Origin of the sequence: Acinetobacter sp. Marseille-Q1618, assembly GCF_902809855.1 — a bacterium.
In the GTDB taxonomy this organism is placed as follows: domain Bacteria; phylum Pseudomonadota; class Gammaproteobacteria; order Pseudomonadales; family Moraxellaceae; genus Acinetobacter.
Window position 1 is genome coordinate 1013909 of the sequence record NZ_CADDWJ010000001.1, and the last position, 13018, is coordinate 1026926.

At 39.4% G+C, this 13018-nt stretch carries 10 protein-coding genes; 3 read left to right on the forward strand and 7 right to left on the reverse strand.

Annotated features, from left to right (window positions below):
• Window positions 1-22: 22 nt before the first annotated feature.
• The 3 genes from hscB to fdx are packed head-to-tail and all read left to right on the forward strand — an operon-like array spanning window position 23 to window position 2785.
• Entirely contained in the window at window positions 23-538 is a 516-nt protein-coding gene (gene hscB, locus HUS24_RS04775; RefSeq protein ID WP_173910939.1) for a Fe-S protein assembly co-chaperone HscB, read from the forward strand.
• Between the two features lie 32 nt (window positions 539-570).
• Complete coding sequence (gene hscA, locus HUS24_RS04780; RefSeq protein ID WP_173910940.1) at window positions 571-2430, forward strand: Fe-S protein assembly chaperone HscA; 1860 nt, start codon at window positions 571-573, stop codon at window positions 2428-2430.
• A 16-nt stretch (window positions 2431-2446) separates the two neighbouring features.
• Window positions 2447-2785 carry an ISC system 2Fe-2S type ferredoxin gene (gene fdx / locus HUS24_RS04785; protein WP_173910941.1) on the forward strand — a complete coding sequence of 113 codons (339 nt, stop codon included), beginning with the start codon at window positions 2447-2449 and terminating at the stop codon, window positions 2783-2785.
• A 63-nt stretch (window positions 2786-2848) separates the two neighbouring features.
• Here the strand turns inward: fdx and HUS24_RS04790 are convergent, their stop codons facing one another.
• The 7 genes from HUS24_RS04790 to HUS24_RS04820 form a co-directional block, all read right to left on the reverse strand.
• Window positions 2849-6001: an efflux RND transporter permease subunit gene (locus HUS24_RS04790; protein ID WP_173910942.1), complete on the reverse strand. Its 3153-nt coding sequence runs from the start codon at window positions 5999-6001 to the stop codon at window positions 2849-2851.
• Window positions 5991-7277 carry an efflux RND transporter periplasmic adaptor subunit gene (locus HUS24_RS04795; protein ID WP_173910943.1) on the reverse strand — a complete coding sequence of 429 codons (1287 nt, stop codon included), beginning with the start codon at window positions 7275-7277 and terminating at the stop codon, window positions 5991-5993. Before HUS24_RS04795 ends, HUS24_RS04790 begins: the two co-directional genes overlap by 11 nt.
• A gap of 1 nt (window position 7278) precedes the next feature.
• Window positions 7279-8637: a TolC family protein gene (locus HUS24_RS04800; RefSeq protein ID WP_173910944.1), complete on the reverse strand. Its 1359-nt coding sequence runs from the start codon at window positions 8635-8637 to the stop codon at window positions 7279-7281.
• A 48-nt stretch (window positions 8638-8685) separates the two neighbouring features.
• Window positions 8686-9069, reverse strand: coding sequence for a cation efflux protein, CzcI-like (locus HUS24_RS04805; protein WP_254433801.1), 384 nt, complete (start codon window positions 9067-9069; stop codon window positions 8686-8688).
• Window positions 9070-9735: 666 nt separating this feature from the next.
• A complete protein-coding gene (phnX, locus tag HUS24_RS04810) occupies window positions 9736-10563 on the reverse strand; it encodes a phosphonoacetaldehyde hydrolase (protein ID WP_173910946.1) in 828 nt (275 codons plus the stop codon).
• 57 nt (window positions 10564-10620) lie between these two features.
• Complete coding sequence (gene phnW, locus HUS24_RS04815; protein ID WP_173910947.1) at window positions 10621-11769, reverse strand: 2-aminoethylphosphonate--pyruvate transaminase; 1149 nt, start codon at window positions 11767-11769, stop codon at window positions 10621-10623.
• A 56-nt stretch (window positions 11770-11825) separates the two neighbouring features.
• Entirely contained in the window at window positions 11826-12980 is a 1155-nt protein-coding gene (locus tag HUS24_RS04820; RefSeq protein ID WP_173910948.1) for a TIGR03364 family FAD-dependent oxidoreductase, read from the reverse strand.
• Between the last annotated feature and the right edge of the window lie 38 nt (window positions 12981-13018).

Sequence of the window (13018 nt, forward strand, 5' to 3'; positions counted from 1 at the left end):
CAATCGTGGATGAACTTTTCCCATGAGTCATTTTGAGCTGTTCGATCTCCCAGAAGCACTCGATATTGATTTAGCAACATTAAAATCAAATTTTTTAAACTTGCAGCAACAATATCATCCAGATAAAGCCGAAGATAAAGACCACGCTTTGATTAAATCAAGTGAGATTAATCAAGCTTATAAAGTCTTATCTAATGTCGACAGTCGTGCTGCCTATCTCCTCTCTTTGCAAAAGCAAGATCATCATTTAGATCAATCCATTAATGATTTTGAGTTTCTACAATCTGCTTTAGAAATTCGTGAGCAATTAGATGAAGCGCAAAACGTTGAAGAATTGTACTCGCTTAAAAACGAAGTCCAACAATGGATCGATGGTTTGGTGCGTGAGTTTAAAATTGATTATGCTGATGAAGATTGGGCGGATGCTCGGGATACTGTGCGGAAATTGCGTTTTTTTCAAAAAGTCATGAATGACATTGATAAAGCTGAGGATCGGCTTTTAGATGACGAAGATTTTGACTTAGATGATGATTTTTAATTTATTTATTTTTTTATTAAGGATGTAACACAATGGCACTCTTGCAAATTGCAGAACCAGGACAATCAAGTGCGCCACACGAACACCGTATCGCCATTGGTATCGACTTAGGAACCACACACTCTTTAGTTGCTACGGTGCTTTCAGGCAAAGCTAAAGTTCTCAATGATGAACAAGGTCACGTGTTACTTCCTTCTATCGTTCATTATTCAAAAAATACTTCTGAATATGGCGATGCTGCCAAACCATTTGTTACCACTGATCCTAAAAATACCATTGTTTCAGTCAAACGCTTTATGGGGCGTTCGAAAGCGGATATTAAGTTTCAGCATCCTTATACCCTTGTCGGTGAAGACAATCAAATGCCTGCGTTTGAAACAGCACAAGGGCGTAAAACTCCTGTTGAAATTTCTGCTGAAATTTTAAAACAGCTCAAAAAGCGTGCTGAAGCGTCTTTAAATAATCCTGTAAATGGTGCTGTGATCACCGTTCCTGCTTATTTTGATGAAGCACAACGTCAAGCGACCCGTGATGCAGCACAACTTGCAGGTTTAAACGTGCTTCGTTTACTCAATGAGCCAACTGCTGCTGCAGTGGCTTATGGTCTAGACCAAGACACCAACCTTGCAACCGATCGTAATTATGTGATTTATGATTTGGGTGGGGGTACTTTTGACGTTTCTATTTTACGTTTCGCTCAAGGTGTATTTGAAGTCTTAGCGACAGGCGGTCATACCGCACTCGGTGGTGATGACTTAGACCGCTTAATCGTGAAATGGGCAAAAAAACAACTGAATATTGAAACACTTGATGATGCTGAATATGCTCATTTTGTGGTTGCCGCTCGTAAAGCCAAAGAAGCATTAACTGATCATACATCTGTTGAACTGAAACTTTTAGATCAAGTCTTAACTTTAGATCGTGAAAATTTTGAACGAATTATTAAAGTCGCTTTAGATAAAACCATCAGTGTATGTAAACGTGTATTACGTGATGCAAAACTGGAACTGGCTGACATTCAAAATGTGGTTTTAGTTGGTGGCTCTACCCGTTCTTATGCCGTTCAAAAAGCGGTTGCTGAAGTATTTAACCAAGAACCGCTTTGTACGATCAACCCTGATGAAGTGGTTGCAATCGGTGCTTCGATCACAGCCAATCAACTGATTGGAAACAGCCAAGACGGCTCATTGCTTTTAGATGTGACACCCCTTTCTCTTGGCTTAGAAACGATGGGTGGCTTGGTCGAGCGTTTAATTTCACGCAATACTGCAATTCCTGTGGCACGCCGTCAAGAATTCACCACCTATCAAGATGGTCAAACTGCAATGTTGATCCATGTGGTACAAGGTGAACGTGATTTGGTTGAACATTGTCGTAGTTTAGGACGTTTTGTTCTACGTGGTATTCCACCGATGACTGCAGGTCAAGCACGTATTGAGGTGACTTTCCAAGTTGATGCCGATGGCTTACTGACTGTTTCAGCCAAAGAAACCACATCGGGCGTACATGCTGAAATCGACATCAAACCATCTTATGGCTTGTCAGATACAGATACCGAACGTTTGTTGTTAGATGGTTATAAATTTGCCGAAGAAGATAAACATTTACGTCATTTGCATGAAACCAAAGTTGAAGCACAACGTGAATTGGAAGCTTTAACACAAGCACTGAAGGTTGATGCTCAATTACTCACGATTGAACAGTTAGATGCACTAAATCAAGCCAAAGCGCATTTAACGGCACAACTGACCACAGATGATATTCAAGCCATTGAAGATGCTGTGGAAAAATTAAAAACTCACAGTGATGCTTTTGCTGCTGAACGAATGAATCAACATATTGATCATGCACTCAAAGGCACAAAACTTGATGATTGGTCAAACTCAAACTAATTTATAGGTAAAGACTATGCCACGTATTAAAGTACTACCTCATGCAACAATTTGCCCAAATGGTGCTGAGTTTGAAGTTGAAGCGAATAGTAACCTTTGCCAAAGCTTATTAGACAATGGAATCAAAATCGAACATGCTTGCGATATGTCCAAAGCATGTACCACTTGCCACGTTGTGGTACGCAAGGGTTTTGATGATCTTGAAGAAATGGATGATGTTGAAGCAGATTTATTAGATCGTGCTTGGGGTTTAGAGCCTGACTCTCGTTTATCTTGCCAAGTTAAAATCACCGATGAAGACATGGAAATTGAAATTCCAAAATACACCATTAACCATGCTTCTGAAAATCACTAATTTTTAGAAATTCCCCATAAAAAAGCGGTTTTATATGTTTATAAAACCGCTTTTTTAATGATTTTACTGTGACTTTTCATTCATCCAACGATAAAGCACAGGTAAAAGTAACAAGGTTAATGCGGTAGAGGATAAAATCCCACCGATGACCACAGTTGCTAATGGTCGTTGCACTTCTGCGCCCGTTCCTGTTGCCAATGCCATCGGTACGAAACCTAAAGATGCGACACATGCAGTCATCAATACAGGACGTAAACGCATCACTGCGCCTTGCCAAGTCGCATAATGAATATCGAATTGTTGACGTAATTCTTTAATAAAAGTCAGCATCACCAAACCATTTAATACAGCGACACCTGATAGCGCAATAAAGCCAATGCCTGCTGACATCGACAAAGGTATATCTCGAAGCCAAAGTGCAACCAGACCACCACACAGTGCAAAAGGTACCCCTGAAAAGACCAACACGCTTTCTTTCATGTTATGAAATACCGCCATCAATAAAATAAAAATCGTGATCAAAGCCAATGGAATCACCAATTGCATACGAGCCTTGGCTGATATTAGATTTTCAAACTGTCCACCATAATCTAACCAATAACCACTTGGTAAAGTCTCTTTGACTAAAGTACTTTGTAACTCATTCACAAAAGAGCCCAAGTCTCGCCCTTCTACATTGGCGGTCACGACCACACGACGTTTGGCATTTTCACGACTGACTTGGTTGATTCCTAAAATATTTTCAACTTTTGCGACATCTTGCAGTTCAATCAAACCACCATTCGGTAGTTGAATCGGAAGCTTTACTAATAGCTCAGGTGTACGCTGCGTTTCATCCAAACGCATCACAAAATCAAAACGCTTGTCGCCCTCTAAAATCATACCTACACTTTGTCCACCCATACTCATCGCCACTAAGTCTTGAATAGATTTTACAGATAAACCATATTGTGCAGCTTTGGTATTATCGATATCAATATTTAATAAAGGCAGCCCACTGGTTTGTTCAACATTGACGGCTGTTGCCCCTGAAATAGCCCGAACTTTTTGTGCAATACGATTGGCTTCTTGGTTCAAAACTTCCATATCATCACCAAAAATTTTGATTCCTACATCGCTACGTACACCTGAAATCAGCTCATTAAAACGTAGCTCAATCGGCTGTGAAAACTCACTGTTATTTCCAGGTAAAGTGTCCAAAAATGCAATCATACGTTGACGTAATTCATCAATGCTTTCTTTTGGATTTGCCCATTGATCACGTGGCTTTAACAATAGAACAGCATCGGAAATATTGGGTGGCATGACATCCGTTGCAACTTCTGCTGTTCCTGTTCGGGCAAAAATTGCTTTTATTTCAGGGAATTTTTTTAACAATAATTTTTCTGTATTTTCTTGCATCCGTAAGGACTGCTCTAGCCCTGTACTTGGTGAGCGCATTTGTTGTACTGCAAAATCTCCCTCACTCAGTTGTGGAGCAAACTCGCTGCCAATTTTTGTAGCTAAAACTCCCGTTAAAACTAAAATACATAATGCAACTGTTAAAACAAAACCTCGAAATTCGTATGCCCAATCCAATATTTTTTCATAGTGTGTTTTTAAACCATGCATCCAACGACTTTCAGTTTCTTTAACTGCACCATTGACAAACAATGCTACAGCCGCAGGAACAAAAGTAACGGATAAAATCATTGCACCGAGTAAAGCTAAAACCACTGTCATTGCCATCGGATGAAAGAGTTTTGCTTCAACCCCAGACAAAGCAAAGATCGGTAAATACACGACAAGAATAATCAATTGACCAAAAATTAAAGGACGTCGTGCCTGTTTCGCTGCTAAAAAAACCTCAGTAAAACGTTCGGAACGTGTCAATAAACGCCCTCGATGTTTTTGTGCTTCAGCAAGGCGTCGAATACAGTTTTCAACGATGACCACCGCACCATCCACAATAATCCCGAAATCCAATGCCCCTAAACTCATTAAGTTGGCACTAATTTTTTGTTCTGCCATGCCTGACAAGGTAAACAACATGGATAAAGGAATCACGCAAGCAGTAATTAAAGCTGCACGAATATTTCCCAAAAATAAAAACAGAATGATGATGACTAAAATTGCGCCTTCAACCAAATTTTTTTGTACAGTTTTAATGGCACGATCAACCAAATGCGTACGATCATACACCGTTTCGATAGTCACGCCTTTAGGCAAACTTTGTTGAATAGTTTTAACTTTATCATCAATCGCTTGGGCAACAGTTCGGCTGTTTTCTCCCATCATCATCATAGCGATCCCAAGTACAGCTTCTTCGCCATTATAGGTTGCTGCACCTGTGCGTAAATCGTGCCCAACAGAAACTGTAGCAACATCTGCAACACGAATTGGGTAGCCATTTTTATTAGTGATACTGATATTTTTAATATCACTTAGGCTATTGAGTGTTCCAGGTACACGAACAGTGAGTTGTTGTCCATTCTTTTCAATATAACCTGCACCACGGTTTTCATTATTTTCAGTTAAAGCTGTTTGTAAATCACTTAATGGAATTTGTAATTGCTGCAAACGTGTTAAATCAGGGGCAACAACAAAGGTTTTATTAAAACCACCAATACTATTGACCTCAGCAACGCCAGCAACTCGCTGTAACTGTGGACGTACCACCCAGTCTTGGATTTCGCGTAAATCCATTGCGCTATAGGGCGTTCCATCTGGTTTTTTTGCATTTGGCTCAGCTTTAATCACCCATTGATAAATTTCACCTAAGCCTGTAGAAATCGGGGACATCGTGGTCTGAATACCGACAGGAATTTCACTTGCAGCTTCTTGTAGACGTTGATTAATCAACTGCCGTGCCCAGTAAATATCGGTTCCATCTTCAAAAATAATGGTGACTTGCGATAGACCATAACGTGAAATCGAACGTGTTTGTTCGAGTTTTGGCAAACCTGACATCGCATTTTCAATCGGATAGGTAATGCGTTGCTCAGTTTCTAAAGCCGTAAAACCATTGGCTTGGGTATTAATTTGCACTTGCGTATTGGTAATATCAGGAACAGCATCGATGGGTAATTTTTGATAGCTATAAATTCCTACACCCATCCACGCCACCACAAAGAGCATGACCCAAATCGCATTTTTAATAGAAAACTGAATAATACGGTCAAACCAGCCTTCGGGCTTGGGTAAATGATGTTCGTTCTGAGGCGAGTTAGTGTTCATGGGTCGCCTCTCCTTTTTCTAATTCTGATTTTAGTAAGAAACTCCCTTGCGCTGCATATTGTTGTCCAACACTGACACCAGAAATCACACTCACCCATTCAGGATCATCGATTTCAGTATTTAATTGTACAGGCTGGGCGCTAAACTCTATTTTTTGATCATGATTTTTCGGAATAAATACAACACTTTGTCCTTCAACTTGCTGTATTGCACTTTTTTGGATACGAATGCCTTGTGTCGTGCCTTGTTCTAATAAAATATTGACCATTAAATTTGGCTTCAACTCTGCCGACTGTGACAAGACTTTAGCTCTGACTTGTAAACGTCCTGTATGTGCATCTGCTTCAGTATTTAAACTTTGCACTTCTGCTTGAAAATGATTGCCTGACTGTAATGATTTAAAGTTAATTTTTCGGTTTGGACTAAAATGTTGTACATCGGCATGCGGCACAATAAATTCAAGCCATAATTGATTCAACTGATCAATCACAAAAAGCTGATCTGCAAGTTGTACATTTTCACCCACGACCAAATCTTTTTTACTGATCACACCTGAAATGGGAGCTTTAAGTTGGTATTGCCCACGACTTGAACTTGCTGCACCAAAAGCATTTAAGCGAGATTGAACCGCTTGTACTTGAATTTGTGCTTGTTGGTACGCGTTATAAGCACGTTGATAATCTTGTTTGGCAGAAATACCTTGCTGCCAAAGTTGACGTTCACGCTCATAGTATTGTTTTACTAGTTGTAAATTGGCTTGCTCTAATTTTAAATTAGCTTGTTGGTCAACCAAATCAGGCACAAGTAAAGTTGCCAACACTTGCCCTTTCTGAACAGATTGTCCCAACTGCACATAAACTGCCTCGACATGACCGCTAAAATTAGGTGAAACATGGGCTTGCTGGTCGGTATTCACCGTCAATTTTGCAGGATAAGTTGCCAACTTCATTACACTGCCTTGTTCAACTTTAGCTAATTGAATCCCTTGTTCAACCAACTGTTGCGCAGTTAGAGTTATACTTTCAGTACGCCCTTCTTCTGCATGTTCACCTTCATCATGTGCATGCCCTTCCTCACCTTCTTCATGTGCATGTTCTTTTTCGTCTGCGTGTGATTCTTCTGCAGCATGTCCATTTTCATCTGTTTTGGCTTGATCTTTCGTCCACCAAATCAATGCTGCGGCTAAAATTGCAGTACTGATGACCGCAATGAGGATCAAAATAGACTGAGAAACTTTTCCTGACTGTGTATTTAAATCTAATTTTTGTTTGATCATTTTAGTTTCCCCCTACCGTTGGCAATGACTGAATATTCTCCCAAAGGCTTTGATTGATTCCTGCTAAGCCATCACTTGACATCACAGCGTTGGGTTCTAAACCAAGACTTAAACTTTCAGCCGTGATGGCGTTTTGCCATGCGCGTTTTAACAATTCAACTTTACGCTGCCGAATCTCTTGCAGTTGCAAAGTGGCTTGCTGTACATCAGTCAGTGCAAACTTTCCAGCGCTAAATCCAAGTAGAGTTTTTTGTTGTACTTCCATTGCTAAAGGTAATTGAGTTACTTCAATATCTTTAAACTGAACTTCTAAACCTTGTAATTCGGTCAATAAAGTCCCAATGCGTAAGGCATTTTGCTGCGTATAAAAAGATTGTTGTCGTGTTAATGCTTCTTGTTTTTGCTGCTGAATCTGCACGCGATATTGCTGCCGATCAAAAATATTGAGTGGCACACTGAGCCCCAACATCATTTGATTTTCAGTTGAATTTTCGGGTGCTTTACTACGATTTACACCAAAGCTTATCGTTGGATTTGGACGACTAGCAGCTTTGATTTGTTCGATTTGTGCTTTAGACGTTTTTAACTGTAATTGACGAGATTTTTCTCGATAATTTTCTGCCAAATAACGTTGTACATTGGCATGACTTGCACTTGGCCACAACTGATTTGGACTCTGCTCTACCTGTAGAGTTTTATCTGATTCACCCCATAAATTGGACAGTTGTTGCTGTGCCAATTGAACTTGTAAATCCGCTTGTTTAAATAAACGTACATTTTCACTATAGCTAAGTTTTGCACGTTTTAAATCAACTTCTGCCACACTGCCTGCTTGAAAACGTTTTTGAATGGCATTGGCATTGGCTTCACTCACCCTCAACTGTGCTTGTACAATATTTCGCTCTAACTCCGCAATCGCCAACTGCGACCACAAATATTTCACTGCGAGTTGAAGTTGTGCTTGGTAAATCTGTTGCTGCAATGCACTTTGATCTTTTGCCAATACCGCCAGTTGACGATTGGCTTTTCTGACACCAAACACATCCAGTTCTTGTGAAATACCAATGGATAGCTCTTGTTCTTGATTAGAATCAAAACCCGTTTGCTCAATACTCAGCTCAGGATTTTTCCACAACTGACTTTGCTTCATATTGGCAGTATCAATATTGCTTTGTATTGCCCAAATTTGCTGTGATGTCTGATAATTCTGCGTTTTTTCAATGGCTTGTTCAAGTGAAATAAAGGTCGCATTTCCCCATGAACTCAGCGTGAATAAAACCACACTATAAGCCATCTGTTTAAGCCTAAGGTACGGCTGTACAACAACATGTGATTGTTGTTGAAAGTATTTTTTTGACATGAATATGCCCCACTTTTATAAATAAAGAAAAGTGGTGGGCTGTTTGGACTACCCCACCTGTAGTGGGGCTAAAATTGGAGGTGGGGTATTCAAGCCCAGATCTGGAGATTGATAAAAATTATACCAAGGGAAAAGGTTGATTAATGCAATGATTTGACGACTTGAAAATATAAAATTATCTTGTTCATCCACCAAGATCATGGCATTAAAAGAAGGTAAATGATCCTGATGATCATCCTCTAAAAATGAAAAATCACTGGAAGAATGCGTCTGTATTTCTGAGATTTTAAAATCACTTTGACAAGATTTTGTTATCTGATGATGACCAAAATGTTGTGCTGAAATATTATTGAGTGTTGTTTCTTCATGCACGCAAAATGCTGCTGCGACATTCCAAAGACTTTGGAACGTGAGCAAAGCAAATAACAACATGATGAAATGACTTCTTTTCAGCATTATTTCATTGAGCAACTTAAAGACTCGAACAGCATACCTAAATTTTGCTTGTTATAAAATTACAAATGTATCTTTCAGAAAAGATTTTCACTGTATACGGTCAAATAACTTAATTGAAATTTCAAATATCTAAAAATATCACTTACGACAAACTATACTTCGCGACATGCCTTCTGCTTTTCTTCTTTACTACGCATATCAACAGGATTTTTAACACACTTACAATACTCATAATACTTGTTTTTATCCAGTCCTTCAGGCGATTCTACATCTTTACATTCCGTGAGTATTGTCGCTAATCTAGGAAAAGTTTCAGTTTCTTTAGTTTTGTTACTTATAGATTCCACAGGCATGTCAGGTTTGTAAATTATGATAAGTAGTGACACTATGGTTGTGAATAAAAATATATATTTCACTGAGTGAATAAAACTCCTCTAAATTAAATTATGCATCTATTTCTAAATCAAAGTGATATTCAATCAAGGCTGACTTGGCATTTGGTGAGTAACAATAATTTTAATACTTTGTATAAAGTATGCTGACATTCAATCCATTTATTATTGATATAAAAACAAGCTAGATCAACAAGTTTAAAACGAATACTAACCAAAATATTGGTTAGTATTCGTTTTTAGTAAAAAATTAAGGTTTTTCACCATTTGCTAATCGTTGTTCAATCGCATCTAATACCGCAGGCAGATCAGCAATACTATCAATCACATAATGCGCACCTGACGCATTCATTTTTGCATAGGCTTTTTCTTTTAAGCTTGTTTGTTCAGATGCAGAAAGTGCAGACCATTCTGCAAAGCTTAAACCCACTTCGTTACCACTCACAGCCAAACCGACCGTCCAACAACCACCATTTAACCCTTCTTCGATACCAACTACAGTATCATCCACTTTCACCACAGTTTTAATGTCTAAGACATCTAGTTCAATCAAATTTTTCCACAACATTTCAGGATATGGACGCCCATGTTTCACATCACTTGCGGTAATAATACAATCAGGTACATAACCTTGATCAGCAGCATCTTGTACCAATTGACCAATCATCATTGAGGCATAACCTGTGTTACTACCAATTTTTGCACCACGCGCACGAATATCTGCAAAAGCTTCTAAAGCACCCGGAATCAACTTTGAACATTGTGGAATGGTTTTTAATTGGTATGGAATAAAGTCTTGATATAAACGGTCAATGTCTGCCACAGTCACTTCTGCACCATGTGCTTGTTCCCATGCGTCTGCAACTCGTGGCATTTTTAGAACTGCTGCAATGTGATCACGTTTTTCCAAACCCATTGGTGCACGAGCTTCTTCAATTGAAATTTCAACTTGATTGTCTGCAAATAATGCCATAAATGCCAAAATTGGTGCGCGTGAACCAAAGTCTACGGTTGTACCTGCCCAATCAAAAACTACGGCTTGTAATGCTGCTTGCGGTTTAGCGTTTGAAGTGTTCATAAGTTTGTCCTAAAAGTTTGTGTATTCAGTGGATCAATAAAGGGGGGAAATGAAAAATTAAGCCTGACGATAGTGCTGAATTGCCGTTAAAAGTCGTTCAATATCATCCAAATAAACTTCACCGATATTGCCAATACGGAAGCAATTTAAATCGGTGACTTTGCCGGGATAGATCACAAAACCTGCTTGTTTTAGATTTTCATACAAGGCTTGAAAGCTAAAATCTGCTTCATTTGGATATAAGAATGTGGTGATGATTGGGGATTGCGGTGTGTGTTGATCTAAGACCATTTCAAAACCAAGTGCTTGCATACCTGCTGCTAGACGTTGTTGATTTTGCAAATAACGCTGATAACGTGCAGTGATACCACCTTCTTGTTCCAGCTCTAACAGCGCTTGATAAAATGCACGTACCACATGGGTTGGTGAGGTAAAACGCCATTTACCTTCGTGTTGTTCCATCGTGTTCCATTGGTCATAGAGGTCTAAACTCACGGAACGTGCTAAGCCTTTACACGCTTGTAATTGTTCACGTTTTACCAGAATAAAACCAAAACCTGGTACACCTTGGATACATTTATTTGCACTCGAAATTAAAAAGTCGATCTCTAAATCTGCAATATCCATCGGCACGCCACCAAATGAACTCATCGCATCCACGATCCATACTTTATTTTTAGCTTTAACAATGCGTCCGATGTCTTGAATCGGGTTCAGTAAACCTGTCGTGGTTTCGCAATGCACACATGCCACATGGGTGATGCTGTCATCTTCAAGTGCTTTTTCAATATCCGAGAGTTGAGGAGTTTGCATTTCAGGATAGCCTAACTCCACCACATCAATGTTGAGGCAACGTGCCATTTGTACCATACGTGCACCATAAGCACCGTTATTGATAATTAAAATTTTTCCATCTTTGGGAATCGCAGAACCTAAGACGGATTCAACAGAAAAACTGCCACTACCTTGCATCAACACCGCACTATATTGTTCAGGTTGTGTCGTTGCCAACACCACCAAACGACTGCGGATATCTTGTACCAAAGCGTTATATTCTTTGTCCCACGTACACCAATCACGTTGCATCACACGACGGACACTTGCTGAGGTCGACAAAGGTCCAGGTGTCAGCAGTAAGTATTTATTTTCAAGACCTTTTTCAAATGATTTTTCAATGTCGTTTGTCAGTTCAATTTGTGCGTTCATTTCGCCTAACCTTTGTTCAATTTGATACAGTATAAATTAATCTGGTTTAAACCAGATTACAAAATATAATTTTCTAACATTTCTTTCATAAATCCTGCGCCTGTGGTCATGCCTTTTCCTGCAATCGCACTGACGAGGAAAATATTGCTTGCCGCTTCCGTCACACATGCCAACTCGGTGGGATGCGTGAGGTAATAACCATTCCAACGAGATTCAATTTCAGGCAGTTCTAAGCCGATATTTTCTTTGCAATATTGCAAAATGAATTGGTTAATTTCTTCACGTTGATTAAATTGTGGTAGGTCTTCGATTGGATAATATTCATGGCTATCACCCAAAATAATTTGTCCAAACTGATTTTGTTTAATTAAAATATGAATGCCATATTGTCCAACTAGACCTGTCTGTGATTCATTTTTAAGGCTTTGGTGACTTGGACAAATTTCAAAAGCAGGATAGCGAGAGATCGATAAACCAGAATAAATCGACGCATTTAAATTCACGTTTAGCGGTTTGGTTAATGCCATTTGCAAGGTACAGCGCAACAAACCTTTTTGCTGTAATAGATCGGGATACAACAATTGCGTCACTTCACCGTGACAAATCAAAACTTTATTCGCGGTATAGGTTTGCCCTGTCGCTAAGCGGATTTGTGCTATGCCTTGACTAGATTGTGTGTGTACCACACAGGCATTGCACTGAATATCTACCCCAAGCTTTTCTGCATACTGTAACAAACGTAGTCCAACCAAATGGGGCTCTACTGAATAATCTTCATGAAAAACCATGCCACCACAAGTTGGTGTTTTGGTATTTAAATAAGCATATTGATCAAATAATTGTTGCTTGGATAATAGACTTACAGGAATCTGATAATCAGGCGCAGCTTGGGCAAACTCGTTCAACACTTGCCATTCCAGCTCAGTATTTGCTACATACAAACCATTACGTTGCTGAAATGAAATATCCGTTTGTGCCTGAATCCGTTGATAAAATTCACGTGTTGCCAAAGCATATTCACGCCATTTTTCATCAGGACGACTGAGTGTCGATGTGCCAACCATGCCAAAGTTCCGACGTGTTGCACCGACAGGTTGTGCATCTTTTTCAAAGACTTGCACCTTTAAACCTTGTTCTGCCGCTTGGATTGCAGCCGAGATTCCTAAAATGCCTGCACCGACAATAATTAAGTCAAATTGTGCTGTATTCATGCTATTTTCCACCTTATTTACTTTTTTCAGGACGCAAA

What these genes read in the sequence shown, in the direction of transcription:
- hscA (WP_173910940.1), top strand. Translation starts at nt 571, where the DNA reads ATGGCACTCTTGCAAATTGCAGAACCAGGACAATCAAGTGCGCCACAC.
- HUS24_RS04790 (WP_173910942.1), bottom strand. Translation starts at nt 6,001, where the DNA reads ATGAACACTAACTCGCCTCAGAACGAACATCATTTACCCAAGCCCGAA.
- fdx (WP_173910941.1), top strand. Translation starts at nt 2,447, where the DNA reads ATGCCACGTATTAAAGTACTACCTCATGCAACAATTTGCCCAAATGGT.
- HUS24_RS04795 (WP_173910943.1), bottom strand. Translation starts at nt 7,277, where the DNA reads ATGATCAAACAAAAATTAGATTTAAATACACAGTCAGGAAAAGTTTCT.
- phnW (WP_173910947.1), bottom strand. Translation starts at nt 11,769, where the DNA reads ATGAACGCACAAATTGAACTGACAAACGACATTGAAAAATCATTTGAA.
- HUS24_RS04800 (WP_173910944.1), bottom strand. Translation starts at nt 8,637, where the DNA reads ATGTCAAAAAAATACTTTCAACAACAATCACATGTTGTTGTACAGCCG.
- phnX (WP_173910946.1), bottom strand. Translation starts at nt 10,563, where the DNA reads ATGAACACTTCAAACGCTAAACCGCAAGCAGCATTACAAGCCGTAGTT.
- HUS24_RS04805 (WP_254433801.1), bottom strand. Translation starts at nt 9,069, where the DNA reads ATGTTGTTATTTGCTTTGCTCACGTTCCAAAGTCTTTGGAATGTCGCA.
- hscB (WP_173910939.1), top strand. Translation starts at nt 23, where the DNA reads ATGAGTCATTTTGAGCTGTTCGATCTCCCAGAAGCACTCGATATTGAT.
- HUS24_RS04820 (WP_173910948.1), bottom strand. Translation starts at nt 12,980, where the DNA reads ATGAATACAGCACAATTTGACTTAATTATTGTCGGTGCAGGCATTTTA.